The sequence below is a fragment of the Flavobacterium sp. B114r genome, from assembly GCF_056824125.1.
Genome location: NZ_CP124858.1, coordinates 1,488,273 through 1,513,132, shown reverse-complemented (window position 1 = coordinate 1,513,132; position 24,860 = coordinate 1,488,273). Strand labels below are relative to the sequence as shown.

22 protein-coding genes are annotated in these 24,860 nt (G+C 32.7%); 13 read left to right on the top strand and 9 right to left on the bottom strand.

The window, feature by feature from the left end; translation table 11 throughout:
* Positions 1–320: 320 nt before the first annotated feature.
* From trmB to QLQ94_RS06725, 3 genes are all read left to right on the top strand, one after another.
* A complete protein-coding gene (gene trmB / locus QLQ94_RS06735; RefSeq protein WP_271337480.1) occupies positions 321–998 on the top strand; it encodes a tRNA (guanosine(46)-N7)-methyltransferase TrmB in 678 nt (225 codons plus the stop codon).
* A 42-nt stretch (positions 999–1,040) separates the two neighbouring features.
* Positions 1,041–1,676, top strand: coding sequence for a LysE family transporter (locus QLQ94_RS06730; protein WP_271337479.1), 636 nt, complete (start codon positions 1,041–1,043; stop codon positions 1,674–1,676).
* Between the two features lie 171 nt (positions 1,677–1,847).
* Positions 1,848–2,174 carry an MGMT family protein gene (locus tag QLQ94_RS06725; RefSeq protein ID WP_271337478.1) on the top strand — a complete coding sequence of 109 codons (327 nt, stop codon included), beginning with the start codon at positions 1,848–1,850 and terminating at the stop codon, positions 2,172–2,174.
* Between the two features lie 229 nt (positions 2,175–2,403).
* On the opposite strand, the gene QLQ94_RS06720 is transcribed toward QLQ94_RS06725, so the two are convergent.
* Together QLQ94_RS06720 and QLQ94_RS06715 are read right to left on the bottom strand one after the other, a co-directional pair.
* Positions 2,404–3,729, bottom strand: a complete 1,326-nt coding sequence (locus QLQ94_RS06720) for a sensor histidine kinase (protein ID WP_271337477.1) — start codon at positions 3,727–3,729, stop codon at positions 2,404–2,406.
* A gap of 162 nt (positions 3,730–3,891) precedes the next feature.
* A complete protein-coding gene (locus QLQ94_RS06715) occupies positions 3,892–5,238 on the bottom strand; it encodes a sigma-54-dependent transcriptional regulator (RefSeq protein WP_482499405.1) in 1,347 nt (448 codons plus the stop codon).
* Positions 5,239–5,396: 158 nt separating this feature from the next.
* On the opposite strand from QLQ94_RS06715, the gene QLQ94_RS06710 reads away from it, so the two are divergent.
* The 3 genes from QLQ94_RS06710 to QLQ94_RS06700 all read left to right on the top strand — a co-directional run bounded on the left by QLQ94_RS06710 (position 5,397) and on the right by QLQ94_RS06700 (position 10,024).
* Complete coding sequence (locus QLQ94_RS06710; protein WP_271337475.1) at positions 5,397–6,641, top strand: efflux RND transporter periplasmic adaptor subunit; 1,245 nt, start codon at positions 5,397–5,399, stop codon at positions 6,639–6,641.
* A gap of 120 nt (positions 6,642–6,761) precedes the next feature.
* Complete coding sequence (locus tag QLQ94_RS06705; protein ID WP_482499403.1) at positions 6,762–7,469, top strand: ABC transporter ATP-binding protein; 708 nt, start codon at positions 6,762–6,764, stop codon at positions 7,467–7,469.
* Positions 7,470–7,594: 125 nt separating this feature from the next.
* Positions 7,595–10,024 (top strand): ABC transporter permease, encoded by a 2,430-nt coding sequence (locus QLQ94_RS06700; RefSeq protein ID WP_482499401.1) that lies wholly within the window; start codon positions 7,595–7,597, stop codon positions 10,022–10,024.
* 92 nt (positions 10,025–10,116) lie between these two features.
* Here QLQ94_RS06700 and QLQ94_RS06695 read toward each other — a convergent pair whose 3' ends face one another.
* A complete protein-coding gene (locus tag QLQ94_RS06695) occupies positions 10,117–11,736 on the bottom strand; it encodes a L,D-transpeptidase family protein (protein ID WP_482499399.1) in 1,620 nt (539 codons plus the stop codon).
* A gap of 426 nt (positions 11,737–12,162) precedes the next feature.
* Between QLQ94_RS06695 and QLQ94_RS06690 the strand changes: the two genes are divergently transcribed.
* The 4 genes from QLQ94_RS06690 to QLQ94_RS06675 all read left to right on the top strand — a co-directional run bounded on the left by QLQ94_RS06690 (position 12,163) and on the right by QLQ94_RS06675 (position 14,725).
* A complete protein-coding gene (locus QLQ94_RS06690; protein ID WP_271337471.1) occupies positions 12,163–13,293 on the top strand; it encodes an Mrp/NBP35 family ATP-binding protein in 1,131 nt (376 codons plus the stop codon).
* 116 nt (positions 13,294–13,409) lie between these two features.
* Positions 13,410–13,649, top strand: a complete 240-nt coding sequence (locus tag QLQ94_RS06685) for a NifU family protein (RefSeq protein WP_213306350.1) — start codon at positions 13,410–13,412, stop codon at positions 13,647–13,649.
* 215 nt (positions 13,650–13,864) lie between these two features.
* The gene (locus QLQ94_RS06680) at positions 13,865–14,347 is read left to right on the top strand and encodes a hypothetical protein (protein ID WP_271337470.1); all 483 of its coding nucleotides are present in this window, start codon (positions 13,865–13,867) and stop codon (positions 14,345–14,347) included.
* A gap of 60 nt (positions 14,348–14,407) precedes the next feature.
* Positions 14,408–14,725: a 2Fe-2S iron-sulfur cluster-binding family protein gene (locus QLQ94_RS06675; RefSeq protein WP_026982672.1), complete on the top strand. Its 318-nt coding sequence runs from the start codon at positions 14,408–14,410 to the stop codon at positions 14,723–14,725.
* 74 nt (positions 14,726–14,799) lie between these two features.
* On the opposite strand, the gene QLQ94_RS06670 is transcribed toward QLQ94_RS06675, so the two are convergent.
* The 5 genes from QLQ94_RS06670 to QLQ94_RS06650 all read right to left on the bottom strand — a co-directional run bounded on the left by QLQ94_RS06670 (position 14,800) and on the right by QLQ94_RS06650 (position 19,986).
* A complete protein-coding gene (locus tag QLQ94_RS06670) occupies positions 14,800–15,300 on the bottom strand; it encodes an SMI1/KNR4 family protein (protein WP_271337469.1) in 501 nt (166 codons plus the stop codon).
* Positions 15,301–15,360: 60 nt separating this feature from the next.
* Entirely contained in the window at positions 15,361–15,777 is a 417-nt protein-coding gene (locus QLQ94_RS06665; protein WP_482499396.1) for an immunity 22 family protein, read from the bottom strand.
* A 134-nt stretch (positions 15,778–15,911) separates the two neighbouring features.
* Positions 15,912–16,901, bottom strand: coding sequence for an aspartate-semialdehyde dehydrogenase (locus QLQ94_RS06660; RefSeq protein WP_482499395.1), 990 nt, complete (start codon positions 16,899–16,901; stop codon positions 15,912–15,914).
* 167 nt (positions 16,902–17,068) lie between these two features.
* Positions 17,069–17,446 carry a large conductance mechanosensitive channel protein MscL gene (mscL, locus tag QLQ94_RS06655; RefSeq protein WP_271337466.1) on the bottom strand — a complete coding sequence of 126 codons (378 nt, stop codon included), beginning with the start codon at positions 17,444–17,446 and terminating at the stop codon, positions 17,069–17,071.
* 68 nt (positions 17,447–17,514) lie between these two features.
* A complete protein-coding gene (locus QLQ94_RS06650) occupies positions 17,515–19,986 on the bottom strand; it encodes a bifunctional UDP-N-acetylmuramoyl-tripeptide:D-alanyl-D-alanine ligase/alanine racemase (RefSeq protein WP_482499394.1) in 2,472 nt (823 codons plus the stop codon).
* Positions 19,987–20,296: 310 nt separating this feature from the next.
* Here QLQ94_RS06650 and QLQ94_RS06645 point away from each other — a divergent pair, with 310 nt between their 5' ends.
* A complete protein-coding gene (locus QLQ94_RS06645; protein ID WP_482499392.1) occupies positions 20,297–20,902 on the top strand; it encodes a hypothetical protein in 606 nt (201 codons plus the stop codon).
* On the opposite strand, the gene QLQ94_RS06640 is transcribed toward QLQ94_RS06645, so the two are convergent.
* Positions 20,897–21,631 carry a porin family protein gene (locus tag QLQ94_RS06640; protein WP_338083393.1) on the bottom strand — a complete coding sequence of 245 codons (735 nt, stop codon included), beginning with the start codon at positions 21,629–21,631 and terminating at the stop codon, positions 20,897–20,899. The genes QLQ94_RS06645 and QLQ94_RS06640 overlap by 6 nt on opposite strands.
* Positions 21,632–21,822: 191 nt before the next feature.
* Here QLQ94_RS06640 and QLQ94_RS06635 point away from each other — a divergent pair, with 191 nt between their 5' ends.
* Positions 21,823–22,176 carry a hypothetical protein gene (locus tag QLQ94_RS06635; RefSeq protein ID WP_482499390.1) on the top strand — a complete coding sequence of 118 codons (354 nt, stop codon included), beginning with the start codon at positions 21,823–21,825 and terminating at the stop codon, positions 22,174–22,176.
* A gap of 164 nt (positions 22,177–22,340) precedes the next feature.
* Positions 22,341–24,548, top strand: coding sequence for a TonB-dependent receptor (locus QLQ94_RS06630; RefSeq protein WP_482499389.1), 2,208 nt, complete (start codon positions 22,341–22,343; stop codon positions 24,546–24,548).
* Positions 24,549–24,860 lie beyond the last annotated feature (312 nt).

Here is a 24,860-nt window from a genome sequence, read left to right as displayed (position 1 = left end):
TTAACTCCTAACGGAGTATATCTCGTAGAGATTAAATATTGGTAAAAAAACGACCGTAAGTTTGTCCCGTAGGGGCTACACTAATTAGACAATTATAATTAAAAAATCATTTTAATCTGTGAAATCTGTGGCAAAAAAAAACAGCCAGGAATTTCGATATTTTGTCCACAATACATACAAAAATGAATTCGCGAAAATTAGTGTAATTCGTGGCAAAAAAGAACATCCATCATTAAAATTCGTGGCAAAAAACTTTAAAACCCAATTGCGCTATTTTCATTCGTTTATATTCCTTAATTTTGCTGAAAATTTTTGTAAAAGTGGGAAGTAAAAATAAACTAAAAAGATTCAGAGAAAACGAAACATTTCAAAACGTTTTTCAACCAACCAGAGAAGAAGTTGTAGGCGATTTAATGCCTTTGAAAGGAAAATGGAACTCTGATTTCTTTAAAAATGATAATCCATTAGTTTTAGAATTAGGATGTGGAAAAGGTGAATATTCTGTTGGATTAGCAGAAAGATACCCTGACAAAAATTTTATTGGTATAGATATAAAAGGGGCGCGTTTCTGGAGAGGTGCTAAAACTGCTGTAGAAAACGAACTTCATAATGTTGCTTTTATTCGTACTCAAATCGAATTGATCAACCATATTTTTAATGAAAATGAAGTGGATGAAATCTGGATTACTTTTCCGGATCCACAAATCAAATACAAAAGAACAAAACACAGAATGACAAACTCAGAGTTTTTGAAATTGTATAAAAAAATCCTTAAAAAAGACGGTGTTGTTAACCTAAAAACCGACAGCGAATTCATGCACGGTTATACTCTTGGATTGCTTCACGGTGAAGGACATGAGGTTTTATACGCGAATCATAACGTGTATACAAACGAAGGAAGTCCTGAGGAAGTTACTGCTTTTCAGACTTTTTACGAGAAACAATATTTAGAAATTAACAAGGCAATTACGTATATTCGCTTTAAAATTAAAGACTAATTTAATTTTAAGAACGTTTTTTCCAACCCATTAAATAACTGAATGGCATTACTTACCCCATTACTTTCAGGTTTTATTGCCGCTTTCATTGGGATTATTCCGCCAGGTTTAATCAACATGACAGCAGCTAAAGTGAACATGAAAGAAGGAAAAAAGAACGCTTTATGGTTTGTTGCCGGTGCGATTTTAGTCATCTTTTTTCAGGTTTCCCTAGCGGTTCTATTTGCTCAGGTAATTGACAATCGCCCGGATGTGGTAACGCTTTTACGCGAAGTTGGGTTTGCAATTTTTTCGATTCTAACGATTTACTTTTTGTTTATCGCTAAGGAACCTAAAGCTAAAAAATCGAAGATCAAAAAGAGCAGCAAAAAAAGCCGTTTCTTTTTAGGAATGTTACTTTCAGGCCTGAACTTTTTCCCGATTCCCTATTATGTTGTGGTGAGTGTTACGCTGGCTTCTTATCATCTTTTTGCATTCGAAAACAACATTATTTTCACTTTTGTATTCGGATCTGTTTTGGGTTCGTTTGCTGCTTTGTACAGCTATATTGGTTTCTTTGGAAGAATCGAAAAGAAAACTGATTACCTCATGCGAAACATGAATACTATAATAGGAAGCATCACGGGATTAATTGCTATTGCAACGCTTTTTAATATCTTGAGTTACTACTTTGGGTAAAAATATTTTCTAAAGATTAAAATTTAGATTTTATAATATTGAACCATTAAGAGATTAAGAGAAATTAAGCCCGACTTTATAAAACTTCACTTTCTTAATTGTTTTTTCAATAAAAAGTTACACTTTGCCTTAATGAACCTTAATATCTTAATGGTAAAATAATCTAAACATATGGCTGAAGATAATTTTTTTGAAAGAGTTTATACGATCGCCAGACAAATTCCGTACGGAAAAGTAACTTCTTATGGCGCTATTGCGAAAGCTTTAGGAACGGCTCGTTCTGCCCGAATGGTGGGTTGGGCAATGAATGCCTGTCATAATATGGACGATGTTCCGGCTCACAGGGTCGTAAACAGAAAAGGGCTTTTGACTGGAAAACACCATTTTGACGGAACTAATTTAATGCAGCAACTTCTCGAAAGTGAAGGTATTGTTATAAAAGACAATCAGATTATAGATTTAGAAAAACATTTTTGGGCGCCAGAAATTGAATTTTAATGGGGTTAGTTTCACCATATAAGTGATATAAGTTCATTTAAAGTATGGCTTGATTTACTTTGTCTTTTTAATCGCGCAAAGTCGCGAAGCCGCAAAGTTTTTTATTCTTTTTAAGTTTTTCTTTGCGACTCTGCGACTTTGCGCGATTAATAAAAATAATTTCACGACTTTGCAAGAGATTTATGTACAATGCTTAATATGAACCTATATCACTTATATGGTTCAAAAATCAAATCAAACAAATCACAAAGCTCGTTTTATCTTCATCGGTTTGGTAGCTTAAGTAACCGCCGTGTGCTTCTATAATGTTTTTAGAAAGTGTTAAACCAATTCCGGCGCCATCTTTTCTGGTGGTAAAAAAGGGCAAGAATACTTTGTCTCGAATTTCCTGATCAATTCCTTTTCCGTTGTCTGAAATGGTGATAAAAAAGCGATTATTTTCTGTGTAACTTGATAAGAACATTTTCTTTTCGGCCTTTTCTTTTAAGGCATATATACTGTTTGTGATTAAATTAATAATCACTTGTTCCATTTGGTTTTTGTCAATCAAAATAGATCTTGAACTATTAATATCATTTACTAATTCGATATTTTCCGCTTTCAAAATTGGACTCATGATTCGCATACAATCTTCAAAAAGTACATTTATTGGCGTCATTTGTTTCGTTGGCGTTGGCAACATGGCGAGTTTTCGGTAATTTTCTACAAATACCTGCAAGTGATCACTTCGATTTATAATGGTCGAAATACTGCTTTTTATGTCATCAAAATCATCTTCTTCTAATTGTTCCTGATCGACAATTTGAAGAAGATTCTGCGAAAGTGCACGAATTGGCGTCAACGAATTCATTAGCTCATGCGAAATAATTTTCATTAAATTGATCCAGGCTTCTTTTTCCTTTTTCTCAATCACACGCTGAATACTATCCAATAAAATGATAAAATATTCTTTTTCGTATGTTTTTGTATAGGAAGTCTGCAACATAAAAGTCTGCAAATCCTGATCTTCAATTTTAATCGAAATTGCTGATTTTAACTCTGTAAAACCAACATTTTCAATTTCATCGCAAAGTGATGGCAAATAGTTTTTAAGATAATTCCAATGACTTACTTTTGGAACTTTAAACAAACTCGAAAAACAATCATTCATTAAAAAAATACTCCAATCGTCATCTTCTTTCTCTAGAATTAAAGCTGCCGTATCAATATTATTTAAAATCGATTGATAAATAAGCTGTTTTGAAGTTTGCTCTTGTTGCTGAAATTTTAACTTATTGTATAAAAGAGATAAATTCTGAAAATTTTCCTTTTTTTGTTGTTCCGGAAAATTAGTTGAAAAATCATTTTGCAAAATCGAAAGCAAAATTTTATCATAAAACGAGGATTGCTTTTTGATATAAAAATACATTTCAGAAAGCATTAGCAAAACAAAGAAACCAACTAAAACAGCATTGTAATACAATCCTTTGTAAATCAAAAAAACACAAAAGAAAAAGGGTATCATAACAAACAGAACCCTTACAAACAAAGCATTATAGAATTTCCAGTTTTTCATTGTTTCATTTTTTTATACTTAATAATGCTGAAAAATTTAACCGCAAAGGTCGCAAAGGATTTACGCAAGGTTCGCAACAACAGCTTTGCGAACTTAATAAAGCCAACTGCAAACACAGCAAAAAAAATACTTTGCGTGCTCTGCGGTTAAATCACACTGTGTTTAAATATTCTTTAAATCGTATTTCTCGATTCTTCTGTACAAAGCTGCTCTTGACAAACCAAGCTCTTCAGCTGTTTTACTGATATTTCCGTTGTGTTTGAAAAGTATTTTTTCGATCGCATTTTTTTCCATTTCAGATAACGGGTTTTCATCATTTTCCTGAATTTCCTCAAAATCAAGAATATCTAAATCGGTTACGGCAATTGTATTATTATCTGCTAAGATTAAGGCGCGTTCGATTTTATTTTCAAGTTCACGAATGTTTCCTTTCCAAGGATATTTCTCTAAATAAGATCCAACATTTTCTTCAAAATGCCAGTTTTCCTGATTGTATTTTTCTGCAATTTTATCCAGAATAAAGTGTGCCATTGGTACAATATCATCTTTTCGTTCGCGTAACGAAGGCAAATAAATTTCCATCGTATTTATTCGGTACAATAAATCTTCGCGAAAGGTTTTGTTTTTAACCTCAGCTTTTAAATCACTGTTTGTTGCTGCAATAATACGAACGTTTAAAGGTCTTGCTTTACTTTCGCCCAAACGCGTAACGGTTTTGGTTTGCAAAACATGCAATAATTTGGATTGCAGATGAAGCGGAATATTACCTATTTCATCCAAAAAAATAGTTCCTCCTGAAGCGGTTTCGAATCTTCCTGGCGTATCTGATTTCGCATCTGTAAAAGCTCCTTTGGCATAACCAAAAAGTTCACTTTCGAATAAATTGTCACTCAAAGAGCCTAAATCAACATGAACAAAAGGCTGTGTTTTTCGTTCTGAATTCTGGTGAATAAATTCGGCAAAAACATATTTTCCCGTTCCGTTTTCGCCTAAAATCAAGACATTCACATCTGTTTTTGCAACTTTTTCAGCAATCGAATAAGATTGTTTTATTTTTAGAGAACTGCCAACGAAATAATTTTTCTCTACTTTTTCTATTACAACCTTTTTGCTGTTTTTTCTGCTTTCGGCGACAGCCTTGTCTATTATTTCGAGCAACTTTTCGTTATTCCAGGGCTTCAAAACATAATCAAAAGCACCAATTTTTATGCCTTCAACGGCAGTATCAATTTTACCAAAAGCGGTCATTAGAATCACTACTGTTTGTGGCGAAAGCGTTTTAATTTCTTTGAGCCAATGAATGCCTTCTCGCCCATCTTCAAAACCAATTCGATAATTCATGTCTAATAAAACCACGTTTATTTCATTTTCATTCAAAATAGAAATGATTTTTTTGGGATTATTTGCTGTAAAAATCGTCTCGAAATGTTTTTTGAGAATCATTTTTGCCGAAAAAAGAATTTCTTCCTGATCGTCAACGATTAATATTTGGGCTAGTTTTCTTCGCATGATATCTTTTTTTGTTCGATAATGAACGGTCAACTGTTCATTATCGAACAGTCCTTTTTTTGAATGGTTTCTAAAGCTTCTTTAAAATCAATACTTTACAAATAATAAATTTTATGGCACAGTATTTACCTATTGACTATCAGTAAATTATTAAAGAAATGGACAAAGTAATTCCTCGTAAAAATAGAAAATTTAGGTATCTCACAATAGCAATTGGAGTTTTTTTAGTTTTGGCAACAATCATCTTTTTTTCGTTTAACACCAAAAGAAGTTTAAATGTAAAAGCCGAAGAACTAAGTATTCAGAAAGTTGAAAAAGCTTTTTTTGAAGATTTCGTTGTTTTTCAGGCCAAAGTAGAACCTTTGAATGTAATGCTTGTAAATGTTACTGAAGGTGGATCTGTAAAAGAGATTTTTGTAGAAAATGGTGCGATGGTTACCAAAGGTCAATCATTGGCCCGTTTATACAACCCAAATACTGAATTGAATTACCTAACTCAGGAAACAGCAATTATTGAGCAAATCAATAATTTGAACACCGGAAAACTAAACATTAGAAATCAGGAATTAAATTTGACAAAAGATTTAGTTTTGATCGAACATGATTATAATGATGCTAAAAGGTTGTACGACATGAATGCACGATTATATGAAAAAGAAGTGATTTCGAGAAATGACTGGAATAATTTCAAAGAAAGCTTACGTTTTCAGGAGGAACGCAAAAGAACGATTCAGCAAAGTATTCAAAAAGAGAAACAAACGAATCAGGTTCAGATTTCTCAAATCAATAATTCAATCCAAACCATGGAAAAAAGTTTAGATATTTTGAGAAACAATAAAAAGAATTTCCTGATTATAGCGCCGGAATCCGGTAGATTAACATCGTTTCAACCGGTTTTAGGAAAGACATTTCAGGCTGGCGAGAGCATCGGAAGAATAGATTCTAAACAGGGCTATAAGCTAACAGCAGATGTAGATGAATTTTATCTGGAAAAAATACGCGAAGGCTTAAAAGGTCAAGTAGAATTTAAAGGTAAAAATCTTGAAGTTCTGGTAACCAAAGTAATCCCAGAGGTTAAAGGCGGACATTTTATAGTAGAATTGGCTTTTACGTCTAAAGAAGATATTGCATTACAAGACGGATTAAGTTTTGGCGTAAAACTAATTTTATCAGAGAAAAATAAAACTCTTGTTGTGCAAAAAGGAAGTTTTAATCAGGAAACAGCAGGAAAATGGATATTTGTAGTAAAAGGAAACAAAGCTATAAGAAGAAACATAAAATTAGGACGTGAAAATCCTTCTTATTACGAAGTTCTGGAAGGTTTGAAAGAAGGAGAATCTGTGATTACCTCATCTTATACGGATTACAAAGATATCGAAGAGTTGTCGATTAGTTCTCAATAATAGTTTTCAATAATAGTTTCAGTCACAGTTTTCAGTCACGGTCAGGGTTTAATTCACAATTAATAAAGTTTCAATCATCAATCAAAAAATACAATCAATAACAACTAAAATTTTAAAACTATGATAACAATTCAAAATTTAACCAAAGTTTTTAGAACAGAAGAAGTAGAAACGGCAGCTTTAAGCGGGATTACTTTAGAAATTAAAAAAGGAGATTTCCTTACTATTATGGGACCTTCGGGTTGCGGAAAATCGACTTTATTAAACATCATAGGCCTTTTGGACAGTGCAGATGGCGGAAGTTATAAATTATTAGATCAGGAAATGATTGGCTTAAAGGAGAAAGGAAGAGCTGTTGTTCGTAAAGAAAATATTGGTTTTATATTTCAAAACTTCAACTTAATCGATGAACTTTCGGTTTATGATAATATCGAATTGCCTTTGCTTTACAACAATGTAAAAGCATCGGACAGAAAACAAAAAATTGAAGCGATTGCTGAGAAGCTTAATATCTCACATCGATTAAAACATTATCCGCAACAGCTTTCAGGAGGGCAACAACAAAGGGTTGCAGTTGCAAGAGCTTTGGTAAACGATCCTAAAATCATTCTTGCCGATGAGCCTACAGGAAATTTGGATAGTAAAAATGGTAATGAAGTAATGGAACTTTTGACAGATTTGCATGCAAAAGGTGCCACAATTTTGATGGTTACGCACTCTGATTATGATGCTTCGTTTTCGCAAAGAACGATTCATATGAAAGATGGTGTTATATTCTCTGAGCGATTAAATCAGAGAAATGTTGATGTTTTTATGGACGCTAAATAATCACAAAATGATAAAATTTATTGTAACCGCAATCTTATTTCTAGTGGGATTTGTTTGCAAAGTACTGGCAACGATATAAAACCGACAGGTTTTAAAAGCAACTATAATAATATAAAAAATACAACATGATTTTTAACTGGTTTAAAATATTCATATATCATTTAAAACAAAACAAATTGTTTTCGTTTTTGAATATTCTGGGACTAAGCATTGGAATCGCCGGAGTGATTTTCGCCATTTTATACTGGAATAACGAAAATACATACGACCAATGGAATCCTGAGAAAGAAAACGTGTATCAGGTACTGAATAAAATTGGGGCAACTGGAGATATCTGGCCATCAAGTACAATTCCTTTTGGAGTTACCTGCAAAGCAACAATTCCCGAAATCGAATCTATTTGCTTTTTTGATAGCTGGTATTATGAGGAGGTAATAAAATATCAGAATCAAAAATGGATGGGTAAAAAAATTATAGTCGCTGATTATGACTTTTTTGACGCTTTTCCTTTTCCTATTGTAAAAGGGGCAAAAAAAGACATCCTTAAAGAAAAAAACAGTGTAGCCATTTCAGAAGACGAGGCTAAAAAAATATTTAAAAATGAAGATCCTATTGGCAAAATCCTTATAAATGATAACAAATCTTATGTTATAAAATCTGTTTATAAAGTTATGAGCCCTTCTTCTATTGAACCAAATTATGTTTTTGGAGGTTTATTAGAAGATGGTGACGCTAACAACTGGGGAAATTTTAATTACACCCTGATGATTAAAGTGAGGAAAGGCACTAGTGAGGAATCACTTTTGAAGAAGATGCAAAATGTAAATTTTGTTAACAGAACCGTGAAAGACGCTAAAGCAAATGGTCAGACACCTGAAGAATATGTGAAGGAAAATGGCGAGGTTAAGGTTATTCTCGATCCCTTAGACAAGGCACGCTTGTATGGTACAAAATCTACTGCAGGAGTCAATTTTCCAGAAGGAAAAGGCAATCTGCAATTGCTCTACATCATGGTAGGTTTATCTATATTGATTTTAATTTTATCACTTGTAAACTATATTAATCTGGCAACCGCTTCTGCTGTTAAACGTGCTAAAGAAGTAGGTGTCCGTAAAATTGTAGGGGCAAGCAAAACGCAAATCATAGCCCAATTTATATTCGAAACGGCTATTATTGTTGTTTTAGCTATTCTTTTTGCTCTGGCAATAGTAGAACTTTCTTTACCATACTACAATAACTTCCTAAGGAAATCTTTGACCATGAATGGCAGCGAATTTTACCTGCAGCTTATTTTTATCTTTGGATTAGTAATTGTTCTTGCAGGTATATTCCCAGCGGTTTATATTTCAAATTTTGAAACTTTAAAGGTTTTAAAAGGCAACTTCTCCAGAAGCAAAAGCGGTATCTGGATTCGAAATTCAATGTTGATTTTTCAATTTGGTATTGCTGCCTTTTTTATCATTGGCGCCTTGATTGTCAACTCGCAGGTAAATTATATGATGAATAAAGATCTTGGTTTTACCGGGGATCAGGTAATCAAAATTCCTTTAAAATCTCCAGATCGCAATAAAAAAATACAACAATATCTGACTATAAAACAAGAACTCCTTAAACTATCCGGTGTTCAGGACGTATCTACTTTTGCAGGTTCTTTTGGTAATAGTACCAATTCAAGTTCCGGATTTACATACAATGGTGTTTTTGTACAACCTAGAAACGTTGATATGGATTTTGGTTTTCTGGACATGATGAAAATTAAGATTGTAAAAGGACGCGATTTATCTACAAAATACGCTTCGGACACAATTAGCAATTGGCTCATAAATGAGACACTCGCTAAAACACTGGGACTTAAAAACCCCATAAACACGATAATAAGTTCCGGTTGGGGAAATGAAAAAGGAAACTTGAAATTTAAAATTGTAGGAGTTGTTAAAGACTTTCACATTACAGGATTTCAAAATAAAGTTCCGCCTATGGTCTTTATCAGCATAAAAACCTTAAAATGGAATAATTTTGACAATATTTATGTAAAGGTTTCTCCAAATAATTTAACCGGAACTTTAGATAAACTAAAAACATACTGGGAGAAAAACATCAATCAGGATTATCCTTTTCAATATGAATTTGTAAATAAGGGATTTGCCAAAACCTATCAGGAACAGGTAAAACAGAAAGATTTATTTTTTATTCTGAATCTTGTAGTAATCATAATTGCCATTTTTGGACTATTCGCTTTAGCTTCTTTTTCGATGGAGCGACGATTGAAAGAAATTGCGATTAGAAAAACATTGGGCGCCGAAACTGATGCTCTGCTAAAAGATCTTTCAAAACAATATGTTGGTTTTTGCCTAATAGGTTTTGTAATTGGCATCATACCTGCTTACATTTTATTGCAAAAGTGGCTGGAGGATTTTGCTTTTAGAATCAATGTTTCGGTTATTCCGTTTAGTATTGCGCTGATTTCTTTGTTGGCTCTGACCTTAATAATTGTTTTAGCAAAAGCCTATCAGGTAACTAAAATAGACATCTTGAAATATTTAAAATACGAATAAGCTTGTAGACCATTTTTTTAAAAAAAACCCGCCAGATCCTTTAAATCTGGCGGGTTTTTTTTTATTCTTAACAATACAATCTTTGCTCGCACTTATTTTATAGCAACAGAATCTGAGTAAAGCAATTTATCTAATTGCGCGTCTCTGTCATACACATCCGGATAAAAACCAATTTCTCCTTCATCATTAACCCACGCTGTAAAGTAACCAATATAGATTGGGATTTTAGTTTTAAGCTTACAAGTTGTCTCTTTCTCCCCACTCATTGCCTGATCTATTTTATCAACAGGCCAATCCGGATCGTCTTTTAAAATAGCAAGAGCCAAATTTTTTGCTTCTTTAACATTAATACATCCATGACTAAAAATACGTTTTTCAAAATCAAATAAACTCTTAGCCGGGGTATCGTGCAAATAAATATCATTTGGGTTTGGGAACATAAATTTAACCAATCCCAAAGAATTTTTAGGTCCAGGTTTTTGACGAACATTTCCGCCATTCCATTCCATATTATGATCTGCCAGATAATTTTTATCTTCGGCCATTTTGAGTTTTAATTCATTTTTAATAATACTCTGCGGCACATACCAATAAGGACTAAATACGATTCTGTCCATCATTCCGCTAAAAATCACTGTTTCAGTCATCCTGGTTCCAACAAAAACATCCGAAACCAATTCATATTTACCATTTTTTACATACACCAATCTAAATGATGGTATGTTAATCATAATGTATTCACTAGCTTGTACCAAGTTAGTTGGTATCCATCTGCAGCGTTCCATATTAAGCATTATCGTCTTAATACGATTTCCAATTGGCTCATTCATTTGGTTGATATGATCTCTGGTAAGTGTATAATTTAATTTAAGACCGTATCTCTTTTTATATTTTAAAACACCAGCCATCATCTCCTCATCGTAAACATCTCTTTTAGAATCTTGTGCTAAATCTCCAACTACAAACAATCGTGCTCTTATTTGTTTTACAGCAACTCCACTATCAAAAGGCTTTAAATCCTTATAATTTAAGCTGTCTATATCTATTTTTGTCCATTGCTTATTTTGCTCAATAGTTCGATATTTTTTCAACATTGCTTTAAGCTTGTAATATTGCCCAAACAAAAGATTTTCATCTTTATTTAATCTTGCGGGATCAACTATCAATGAATCTAATATCTTGGCATACGAAATACTTTTTGCCGGCAAAAACCAACCAATTTTCTTTAAGGTTGCGGGATCAACACCAGAATATACATTACTGGCATAAAAGACATACATATTCGATAATAAAAGTTCTGTATCTATCTGAGGAAGTTTATTGGACACGTTTTCATTAAAAACATCATCGACCAAATTCATATAAGGCATAGTAGCCTTGATCCCCTGGTCACCCAATAAACGTACTTTATGATAGAGTAACGAACCAAATTCGCTGACTCTTTTATCGTCATGCCAGATTGCACTGTATTCTTTCTTTTTATACAGATCTAAAACGTCACTTTGGTACTTTTTTAATTTGGGATATTTCTTGTAAAACTCAGTAATCGATTCCGCATTAACAGTAACTTTCGATACGTACTTTTTGATTATAAAAGTATTTTCAGACCCCGTCATTCTACTTTTTATTTCGATTTCCTTTCCTGAAGATTCAAAGGAAAACATCAAAAATATAACGGCCGCAATAACAGGTAAAGAAGTAAAATTTCGCATACTTTTTAGATTTAGATTTTAGCAAATAAATTTTATTAAAAAATAACGAAAAACTATAATTTACCTATTAACAAGTTTTCAGATATTTTTAAAAAACAGTAGAAATTATAAATTTAGGGTACTCAAATATAGCGAAGATTATTGGAATTTTAGTCAACCTATTCTTAAAATTTATCGTAAAATTCATATGTTTTAGCTCAAAAAGAATTCTTTGTATAGAGGAGCAGGTGAAATGGTGCCAACAATTTTTTGATATAAGAAAGTAAATACAAACAATAAGAATCATTTTGACTAATCTCAATATCAATAAATACAATTTAAAAGGGTTTGAATCCGAACATAATCTGTTATCTTTGTAGTCTGAAATCAGTTTAAATAAACACAATGCTTAAATCGATTTCTTTCAATAGAAAACAGTAGATTAAAATGAAATTAGATAGAAAAGAAATTCTTAAAGCTCTAGAGACAATCACTATAGCTGGCGAAGGAAAAAATATGGTTGAAAGTGGTGCTGTTGCCAATGTAATAACTTTTGGTGATGAAGTTGTAGTAGATTTAGTTCTGCATACGCCAGCAATGCACATTAAAAAAAGAGCTGAAGACGATATCAAAAAAACAATTCTTGAATTGGTATCTCCTGAGGCAAAAATCAAAGTAAACATTAAAGTTGAGGCAAAAGAAAATCCTAACGAAATAAAAGGAAAAGCTATTCCGGGAATCAAAAATATTATTGCCGTTGCTTCTGGTAAAGGTGGAGTTGGAAAATCGACTGTTACTGCGAATCTTGCTGTAACACTTGCTAAAATGGGTTTTAATGTTGGTGTTCTTGATGCAGATATCTACGGGCCTTCGATGCCTATTATGTTTGATGTTGAAAACGAAAAACCAATTTCGATTACTGTTGACGGAAAATCAAAAATGAAACCTGTTGAAAGTTATGGTATAAAAATACTTTCTATTGGTTTTTTCACTGCTCCAAGTCAGGCGGTTATCTGGAGAGGTCCAATGGCTGCAAAAGCTTTGAACCAAATGATTTTTGATGCTGATTGGGGAGAATTAGATTTCATGTTAATCGATTTACCTCCAGGAACGGGAGATATTCATCTTTCGATCATGCAATCATTACCAATTACCGGTGCTGTTGTAGTAAGTACACCTCAGGCTGTGGCTCTTGCCGATGCTAAAAAAGGTGTTGCTATGTTTATGCAGGACAACATTAATGTTCCTGTTTTGGGAATTATCGAAAATATGGCGTACTTTACACCAGAAGAATTACCTGACAATAAATACTATATCTTTGGTCAGGAAGGTGCAAAAAACCTTGCCGAAGATCTTGATGTTCCATTTTTAGGAGAAGTACCAATTGTACAATCTATTCGCGAAGCGGGAGATTTTGGTCGCCCTGCAGCAATGCAAACGGCATCAGCAATCGAAACTGTTTTTGAAGAAATAACCAGAAATGTTGTTCAGGAAGTAGTAAACAGAAATGACAATTTACCTGCAACAGAAGCCATCAAAATTACAACTATGGCAGGTTGCTCAGCAGTTAAGAAATAATTAGATAATTGAGATACAACTAATGAGATGATTTGAAAATTAGATAATTAGACAATTTTACTTCAAAGTGAATTTTCTAATTATCTAATTTGACTAATTACCTAATTGATAAAATTATGACAACAGAAGAATTAACAAACAACGTATTATTAGCTCTAGAAGAAATCAGACCTTTTTTAAATTCTGACGGTGGAGACATTACTCTAATTTCTATAGACGACGACAAACACGTTAAAGTTCGACTTGAAGGAGCATGCATTAGCTGCAGTGTTAATCAAATGACTTTGAAAGCAGGGGTTGAAACTACAATAAAAAAATATGCACCACAAATTGAAACTGTGGTTAATATAATGTAATAAAAACAGTATTTTTTCTATTTTTTAGATTTGAATATTTAACAGGAATAATAGCTCTTTGAAGGGTTTGATTTCTAAATATTCAAAAATAAAACAAAATTAAAGTCACTTATTACGAATTTAATAAAAAACAACATAAAGATTTAAGAGTTTCCGTTAAGGAATTGTTACATATTTAACTTAAATTTGTCACATAACCCCAAAACCTTAAATTTATGAAGAACTATTACGCTCTATTTTTATTGTTGTTTTTTGTTTCTGTAAGTTATGCCCAGCAAACCACACAAACATTAATTGTTGACAAAGCCTGGCTAAATGAAGCAGAAGAATGGTCAGATTTTAAATACGCAGGTCAAATAGTATTTTCGACTAATGCAAGTGATGAAGAAGGCTCCCTGAGAATTGGTAATTATGACTTCTTATTCGATTTCTGCAACGGAAAAGCCAAATTTGCAAACAAAGCTACTTATAGCACTGCAGAATTTAGTCATCCAAGAAAAGTATCTGTAACAACAGACAAGCAAGGTGTAATGAATTCGACTTACGAAGGAACTTTAATCTTTCAGGCAGACAAAGATTATTATTCTGTAATTGCTTTTGTAACGATACTAGAAAAAAACGGAAATACCCTTGGTGTAAAAATGCGTCTTAAAGAAGGTAATAAAAAAGAATACGCATTTAGTATAAAAAATAGTTAATGTAATTAGGGATTTTTTCACGTTATAAAATCCTAATCAGTAAAATTCCAAATAATTAAAATGGATGTATTAATAAAGATTAAAGATCGAGAAGGAGTTATACACGAATTACAAGCTCCAACTGATATGGCAATGAATATAATGGAGTTATGCAAAGCATACGAACTTCCTGTTGAAGGAACCTGTGGCGGAATGGCCATGTGTGCTTCTTGCCAGTGTTATGTTCTTAATGATGTTGCATTACCAGAAATGGGAGATGAAGAAGAAGCTATGTTATCGGAAGCATTTTATGTTAAATCAAATAGCCGTTTAGGTTGTCAGATTCCAATTACTACCGAGTTAGAAGGATTAGAATTAGAATTAGCACCTGAATATTAAGCTATAAATTACAATATTTTTAAAATTCCAAATTCCAATTATAGCAATTGGAATTTGGAATTTTTTTTTGGGATTTATATAAGTTCACCTGGATCAAAAGGTTCAAATTCTCTTTCAGGAAATGCTTCGGTCAGGATTCCGGATGAACACAACCATGTAATGGTTTCTTCAAGTGTTTTTCCTGTTTTGTAGATCATTTCGCTATTTCGCGGCAAGATAAAATATTCTCCTTTGTAAAGAATAATTTCATCTCCATCAAAAGTATCACCAATTCTAACAGAGTTTAATACTTCTTCTTTTGTCAATATTTCTTTTCCTTCATCCCAAAACCAATATTCACTTATACGATCTTTCCATTCAGTATCTGTTAATATTATGTTTTCCGGAAGATAAATTCTAACATACGTTCCGCCGAGAATTCCGCTTCCGTATGTTAAAACATATTGTTTGTAATCATCGTCAAAAACAATATTTAAGGTTTTTTCGCAGGCCAGGATTTCTTCTTTCTCAGCAAGGAATAAATCTGTTTTATTGGTTTTATAGTTGGGGATTATTTTATAGTTATCGAAGTTCATCAGTTTTTTTGTATTTATAAGCTAAGATAGGATTTAGATTATTTCTTTAAAACTTTTTAATCAAATTTCATATTCAATTTCTCCAATATAAAGTAACTCAAATTTTGAATTAATTATTGAAACTGGTTTTTCTATCTGATCTTTCGAAATGAACACGATCGTATTTATACTCTCCAGATTTTGATTCTTTGATCTACTTTTTGCTTCAACAATCCATTGGTCAGCATAAGAATATTTTGAGAATTTTTCTTCAAATGAAACATTTTCATTTTCAAAACCGCTTTCCATAAAGTCATGATCTAAAAAATTCTCACTTTGAGATCTTGCAAATTCAGAGATATATTTATCTTCTTCCTTTATATCATCTTCCTTTATATCATCTTCTTCATAATACGTTTCATTTTCACCTAAAAAATTAAAACATTCCGCTTCTGATCTAAATTTACCAAACCAAAAATGGCTAGTTTCTGTTCTCATGCCTTTACTCTTTTATGATTAAAACAAAAGTATTATTTCTTACTCAAAAACTTTTAAACACTCCAACAAAAAAACCGCAATCACATTACTGCAATTACGGCTTTTCCTTTATAACAATTTTCTTTAATCTCTGATTATACCAAACCAGCTGCAATTAAATATTCAGCGATTTGAATTGTGTTTGTTGCAGCACCTTTTCTTAAGTTATCAGCAACAATCCACATGTTTAATGTATTTTCCTGGCTTTCGTCACGACGGATTCTTCCAACAAAAACATCATTTTTACCTTCGGCATATAGTGGCATTGGGTAGGTAAAAGTATCTAAATTATCCTGCACCACTATTCCATCCGTGTTATGCAAAATTTCACGAACTTCGTTTACATCAAAATCATTTGTAAACTCAACATTTACAGCTTCGCTATGTCCACCTACAACTGGTACACGAACAGCAGTTGCCGTAACTCTAATCGTGGTATCCCCAAGGATTTTTTGAGTTTCACGAACTAATTTCATTTCTTCTTTCGTGTATCCGTTTTCTTCGAAACTATCGCAATGTGGAATTGCATTTCTATGAATTGGATATTTATAAGCCATTTCTCCCTGAACTCCTGCGTATTCGTTCTCTAATTGTCTCACTGCTTTTACACCTGTTCCGGTAATGGATTGGTAGGTAGAAACAATGATTCTTTTTATATTGTATTTTCTATGCAATGGTGCCAAAGTCAAAACCATCTGAATAGTGGAGCAGTTTGGATTTGCAATAATTTTATCTTCTCTTGTTAAAGTATCAGCATTGATTTCCGGAACAATTAGCTTTTTTGTCGGATCCATTCTCCAGGCAGAAGAATTATCAATAACTGTAGTTCCTGCTGCTGCAAATTTTGGTGCCCACTCTAATGAAGTATCACCTCCAGCTGAGAAAAGAGCGATATCCGCTTTTAAATCAACTGCTGTTTGCAACCCAACAACTTTATATTTTTGACCTTTATATTCTATTTCTTTTCCTACTGATTTTTCAGAAGCAACAGGAATTAACTCAGTAACTGGAAAATTTCTTTCTGCTAAAACTTTAAGCATTATTTCGCCAACCATACCAGTGGCACCTACAACGGCTATTCTCATTTTTATATTTTTAGTATGAATTAATCTAATTTACTCTGCAAAAGTATACATAATAAAAATCAAAACAAGGCGCTTCACAAAAAATAACAAAATGTTACAAATCAAACAAAACAAAAAAAACCGTCCCAATTAAGGAACGGTTAAATTAGACTTAGTGTAGCGGTATATTATTTATTTTTTAACAGATCTCTAATCTGAATAAGTAATTCTTCCTGAGTTGGTCCTGCCGGCGGTGGCGGAGCAACATCTTTCTTTTTTGCATGGTTTATTCCTTTAATGATTAAGAACAAAACAAAAGCAACAATTAAAAAGTTAATTACTGCCGAAAGAAACAAACCGTACTTAACACCTCCAAAAGCGGTCAGCTCCTCGATAGTCGATAAATGAGCCGCATCTAATGCCGGTTTTAGTATTAATGGTGTAATTACATTTTCAATTAATGAGCTTACAATTTTACCAAAAGCAGCTCCAATGATCACACCCACAGCCAGATCGACTACGTTGCCTTTCATTGCAAATTCCTTAAATTCTGAAAACATCCCCATAATTGTTTATTTTAGTTTATAATTAATTGATATCGAAAATACGTAATTTTCTGCATAATTTCATAATTCTATCTAAAAAATACCCTTTTTACGCGTTGCGAAATACTGGTCATGATCTCATAAGGAATTGTTTTTAAAGCTACTGCCATCTCCACAACCGTTGGATTTTCTCCAAAAATAATTACAGAATCCCCTTCTTTACAATCAATATGAGTCACATCGACCATGAGCATATCCATACAAACATTCCCAACAATTTGGGCTTTTTGATTTTTAATAACAACATATCCAACCAAATTTCCCCATAAGCGAGAAATGCCGTCAGCATAGCCTATTGGGATTGTTGCAATTTTAGTTTCTTTCTCAGCCATGAAACGTCGGCCATAACCAACGCTGTCGCCGCCAGGAATCGTTCGAACCTGAGAAATAATGGATTTTAATATCCCTACATTTTCCAGGTATTTTTGTTCTGCCGGATCGTTTGAAACTCCGTACAAACCAATTCCTAATCGCACCATATTATATTGTGCATCCGGGAAATTGCTGATTCCGGACGTATTCAAAATATGGCGAATTGGATTAATATTTAATTCTGAAATTAATCGGGACGATAATTTTTCGAATAAATTAATTTGCGAATGAACAAAATCAAAATATCGTACTTCATCACTTGTTGCCAAATGAGATAAAACACTTTTTACTTTCACCGTTGAATTTCCTTTTAAAGTCTGGATCAATTCGTCCAGCGTATTTTCCTCAAAACCCAAACGATGCATTCCTGTATCTAATTTTATATGAATCGGAAAATCTTTTAAGTTCTTTTCTTTGGCAATTTTAAGAAAAGCTTTCAAGCCTTTTACGCTATAAATTTCAGGTTCTAAGTTGTATTGAATAATCGAAGGAAAACTGGTCGATTCCGGATTTAAAACCATAATTGGCAATTTTATTCCGCCATTTTTCAGTGAGATTCCTTCATCGGCAAAAGCCACACCTAAATAATCTACCTTATGATGTTCAAGCAATTTAGCAATTTCCAATCCTCCGTTTCCGTAACCAAATGCTTTTACCATCACCATCAATTTGACGTTATTGGCTAATTTTGATTTATAATAATTCAGGTTATGACTTATCGAATTCAGATTAATCTCGAGAATTGTTTCATGTGTTTTTTCTTCTAATAAAGAAACAATCTCTTCGAACTGAAATGATCTTGCTCCTTTTATCAATATGGTTTCATTTTCGAAATTCAGGCTTTCAATTTGAGCAATAAATTCAGCTGTATTTTGAAAGGTAATACAATTAGAAAATTGATCTGCAAAAGATGAGATTGTTGCTCCAATAGCGATTACTCTGTTTATATTATTATCAGTAATTAATTGCGCAACTTTAGAATACAGCTCTTCATTAGAGAATCCGCTTTGAACAATATCTGACAAAATAATAGTTTTTGAAGCATTCTTTTTTTGTTGGCTTTCTAAAAAATCGAGGGCAATTCTCAGCGATTCAAAATCAGAACTGTAACTATCATCAATAATACTGCAATTATTGATTCCGTTTTTTACTTCCAGGCGCATTTGTACCGGATACAGATTCTGAACCCTATTTTGAATAGTTTCAGAATCATATTTAAAATAAAGCAAAACGACTAAACAGGAAATAGCATTTTCTATGGAAGCTGAGTCACTAAACGGAATTTCTAAATCGAAGTTTTCTCCTTTATATTGGTATTTAATGTTGGTTGAATCGCTTTTGTTCTCTCTTTTCAGAATAAAAACGTCCGCAGAAACATCTGTAAAGCTCCATGAAAAAAGATCTCTTTCTTGTAATGGATATTTAGTACAAAACAAAGTCAGACATTGATCTACAAGGAGATTCTTTTGATAAATTATTACTGTTGACTGTTTGAATAATAATAATTTCTCATTGATTTTTTGCTGCTGGTTTTCAAAACCTTCATCATGCGCAGAACCAATGTTGGTTAAAACACCAATGGTAGGCTTAATGATTTTTTCGAGATTGACCATTTCATTAACCGTCGAAATTCCGGCTTCAAAAATTCCTAAATTGTGTTTTTCATTAATAGCAATTACAGATAACGGAACACCAACTTGCGAGTTATAGCTTTTTGGACTTCGAATTATATTAAAATCGGGGCTCAACAAGAAATTAAGCCACTCTTTTACTATCGTTTTACCATTGCTTCCGGTCAATCCGATAATGGGAAAATGAAAAAGATTACGATAATATGCGGCGAATTCATGCAGTGCATTAAGCGTATTTTTTACTACTAAAAAATTGGCTTTTCCTAAAGCGTTTTCAGGAATATATTGAACAACAAAATTTTGAACACCTTTTTCGATCAATTCTGTAATATACAAATGAGCGTCATTATTAACACCAGACAAGGCAATAAACAACGTTTCAGATCCGTTTTGTAACGAACGGCTATCGATTGAAATGTGATCAATAAAAATATCAGTGTTTGAGCCCGTCCATTCGGCATTAAGAATCGGGATCAGGCTTTTTAAATTTATGCTCATTTAGAAAATCTTTTTGTCAAATTTAAAAAAAGGTTTGCCACCAATTTCACAAATTTTCACTAATTATTCGTTTTGCCACAGATTAAAAGATTATCACGGATTAGAAAAAAATTTGCTACGAATTACACCAATCTACACCAATTCTAATTCGTGAATTCGTGGCAAAAAAACTACACCCATAACAAATCATTTTTAATCTTTTTAATCTGTGGCAAAAAATTACGGCAAATTAAAATCCCTAAAAATTAGTGAAATTCATTGCAAAAAACATTATTTGTTTATATTTGCTAACACCACTAAACACAACGTTTTGAAAAAAATACTTCCTATATTTTCCTATATATTACATCCGATTTTTATCTCGATGTATGCTACTTTATTCTACCTTTTTTGCAAAAATGATGCTTTTACCAATCAGGAAAAGTATTATGTTTTATTTCAGATTCTGATTATTACGATTTTGGTACCGGTATTGTTTTTCTTATTGCTTCGTTCGACCGGACATGTCAAATCGGTGATGATTCATGAAACATCTCAACGCAGAATCCCTCTTATTTTACAGTGTTTTTTGTATATTTTATTGGTAAAAAGAAGTATTGTCATTGCTCGATATCCTGAATTACACTTCTTTTTTCTTGGTGCCTTGTTTAGTACTATTTTAGCTTTAGTATGCTCTTTGTTTAAGATAAAAGCAAGCTTGCATATGATGGCAATCAGCGGATTTACAATTTTTGCAATTGGTTTGAATATGCATCTTCAAATGCAAAATCCTTATTGGGCTGCTTTTTTGATTTTAATGACTGGTATTGTAGCTTCTTCACGATTAGAAATGGAAGCACATTCGCCAAATGAATTATTAATTGGAACATTTATCGGAATATTTCCGCAATTGCTGTTTTTGTATTTGTGGTTATAAAATGTAAAAAATCAAACCAATGTTCATGGCGCTCATTTGGACATTTTCGCCGGAAACGGTTTTAACTGATTTATCAAATAAACCATTCAAACCATAATAGCAATATACATTCCAGGTATTATAACCTGCCGAAACATAAACTCCGTACTGAAATTGATTGATATCTTTGTTATTAGATACTTTATAACTGGCATCTCCGTCTTTTAAAATTGATTTATCTGAGAATATATAACTCATTTTTACACCGCTATAAATCCTCCAAAATTTATAACTTTCGTAAGTTGAGTTTCTCCATCTAAACTCAATTGGCACATCTACAGAATATTGCTTATATCTATTCGAACCAATGTCGCTATAACTACTTACATTGTAAACATTTGTTCCGTCTGCACTTTTTGAAACTGTAAAATTTTGATAGAAATTTTGGTAACTCAAACCAAAACCTGCTGCAATTGCAATAGTTCTGTCTTTATTGATTGGCATATCCCGCAAGAAACCGGCAGAAACACCAGCCGAAAATTTATTTTGTTTTAAACCCGTAGGTCCGTTAAGCAAAAGATTGTAGGTAACCGAAAAGTAAAACTGATCCTCACGATATAATGAGTCAATTTTTACAATAGGCTTTATCTCCGGTTTAACTTCCTGAGCAAAAGAATTGAAAAACGATACTAAAAACAAACAACTGAAAAGTAATCGCATATCGTATTTTGGTTTTAAAGAGTTTTTCAAGTAAACGTTTTTTAGTGTAAATTTATTTTACTTACAAATATAATATAATGCTAGTTCAGGATACAATTAGATCGTAATTATTCGCTTTTTGATCGAGAATAAAATCATTTCCTGCACTTTTTTCAAGAAATAGGCAACAGAATCAAAAAAATAAATCTTTTTTACTTTGATCTTTTATACCTTTGTCGGGAATGAAAAGAAAACAACTCATATTAAGTGTTTCTTTGGCTCTAACGGTATTGTTCTCAATATTGTTTCAGTCCATACACAGTTATGAGCATATTGCAAAACAACTTTCAGAGAAACAATGCCATCATAATTACAATGATCCTAATGGCGAAATAACACATCAACATCATGATTATGACGTATGTTTTGTTTGTCATTTTGTTTTTGGAAGTTATATAGTACCTGAACAATTTGCTTTTCAATTTCATACTTTCAATTCTGAAATCCCTTATTTTTTCTCTCTTCCTGAAAAAGTTTTTTCACTTTCAGAAAGTCCGTATTTATTACGTGGCCCTCCCGAAGCTATAGTTTCTTAATTTCGAAACTTTCGAAATAAAATCAAAGATCTTTTAAATCTAATTTCAAAAAAATTAGTCGATTTCCCCATTCTGAAACTTTCAGGATCGGCGAATCTTACTATTATTTTTAGTTATTGTGCTTTAAAGGATAAAAATCAAATTAATTATAGCATCATTTTCAAATGAAAAAACTAATATTAGCCCTTATTTTAGGGTTTTCGAGCATTCTTTCTGCTCAAAATTCGGTTTCAGGAACAGTAACAAATCTTGAGAACCAACCATTGGCAAACGTGTCTGTTTATGCTCCTGAATTACACAAAGGAACAACGACTGATGCGAACGGAAAATATGATTTTAAGAATCTCCCAAACGGAAGTTTCCGACTTTCTTTCACTTTTGTTGGATTTACAACTCAGAGTAAATCAATTACAAAACTCTTAAAAGAAAACACAATAAACATAACACTTACTGAATCTGTTTTTGAAATGGACGAAGTTGTCGTTTCAACACCTTTCAACAAACTACAATCGCAAAACGTGATGAAGGTTGAACACGAAAGTATCAAAACATTACAGCAAAAAGGAACTTCTACTTTAATCGAAGGTTTAGCAACGATTCCGGGGGTTTCTCAGATTTCTACGGGAACTTCTATTGGTAAGCCGGTTATTCGCGGATTAAGCGGAAATCGAGTTCTAGTATATTCTCAAGGTGTTCGTATCGAAAATCAACAGTTTGGAGACGAACATGGTTTAGGTTTAAATGATGCCGGAATCGAAAGTGTTGAAGTGATCAAAGGCCCAGCTTCTTTATTATACGGTTCTGATGCTCTGGGAGGAGTTTTATATTTTAATCCAGAGAAATTTGCTGATGCAAATACTTTCAAAGCAAATTTTAGCCAAAAATACTTTACTAATACTCAAGGAAGCAATTCTTCGCTTGGTTTAAAAACCTCTACTGATAACTGGAAATTCTTAGTTCGCGGAAGTTTCAACTCCCATTCTGATTATAAAATTGCTGATGGGGAACGTGTAACTAATACCCGTTATAACGAAACTGATTTTAAAACCGGAATTGGATACAGCAACTCTAGTTTCTCAAGTGTTTTAAGATACAACTACAACAAACTGGATCTTGGAATGCCGGATAACGGAATTGGAGAACAATCTACCAGCAAAAATACAGAGTTCCCGAGACAAGGAATCTTCAATCATTTATTGAGTTTAAACAATGTTATATTTTTTCAAAACTCGAAATTAGATGTTGATTTAGGATATATTGCCAATGACAGAAGTGAGTTTGAAGATAGTAACGATGCTTCGCTTCATATGAAACTGAATACTTTTAATTATAATGCGAAGTACCATTTTCCGAAATTGGGAAAAATTGAAACTATTTTGGGTGTTCAGGGAATGCATCAAACAAACAAAAATTCTGGCGAAGAATATTTGATTCCGGATGCTACCACAAATGATTTTGGTGTTTTTGGAACGGCAAATTACGAATGGAACAATAGTGTTGTTCAGGCCGGATTGCGTTTTGATAACCGAAATATTACATCTATCGCACACGGAACAGAAGGCGAAGAAGGTTACTTTTTACCTTTAGACAGGTCATTTGACAGTTTTAATGCTTCTTTAGGATATAAAACAAAACTGGCAGAACCATTAACACTTCGACTGAATGTAGCATCTGGGTTTAGATCTCCAAATTTAGCTGAACTGACTTCAAATGGGGTTCACGAAGGAACCAATAGATATGAAATTGGAAATGCTGATTTGAAAACAGAGCAAAATGTTCAGACTGATTTAAATCTGGAATATAAAAACACGCATTTTGAGTTCTTTATTAACGGATTCTATAATCATATCAACAATTATATCTACACTTCGCCAACTGGAGAAACTCGCGAGGACAATGATGTTTTTGCTTATACTCAGAATAATGCAAAATTGTACGGTGGTGAAGTTGGTTTCCACTTTCATCCGCATCCACTTGATTGGTTACATTTTGAAACCAGTTTTGAAACCGTAACCGGTAAAAAACAAAATGGTGATTATTTGCCATTAATTCCGGCAAACAACTGGAACAATACACTTAGAACTGAATTTAAAATTAAAAACTGGTTCGAAGAAGGATATGCTTCTTTAAACGTTTCTTCGACTTTCAATCAAAATAATGTTAGTGGTTTTGAAACGGCTTCAAACGGATATACTTTGGTGAATCTTGGCTTTGGCGGAACGGTAAAATTAGGGAAACATGCTTTTGATGTGAACCTGAACGGAAACAACTTATTCGACAAAAAATATATTGCTCACTTATCAAGATTAAAAACAGACGGAATTCCTAACATTGGACGAAATATTGTTCTGGGAGTCAACTTCAACTTATAAGTTTTTTAATTAAACTATGTAAGTATAATATCAGTTTATTTTTGTTTTTGGTTGAACTTGTATTTCTTACGTGGTTTAGCTTTGTATTACTTTGCTGAAAAATTTTACCGCAAAGCACGCAAAGTCTTTTTTGTAAAGCTGTTTGATAAAACACAAAGTTCGCAAAGCTTTGTGTTGATTCTTACTAATACAACCTGATTTTTACCGCAAATAACACAACGCTTTTTTTTAAAGCTGGTGGGTAAAATGCAAAGTTTTTAAAAATGCTTGGTTTTATAAAAACAAAAAGTTCGCAAGCTTTGTGTAAATTTA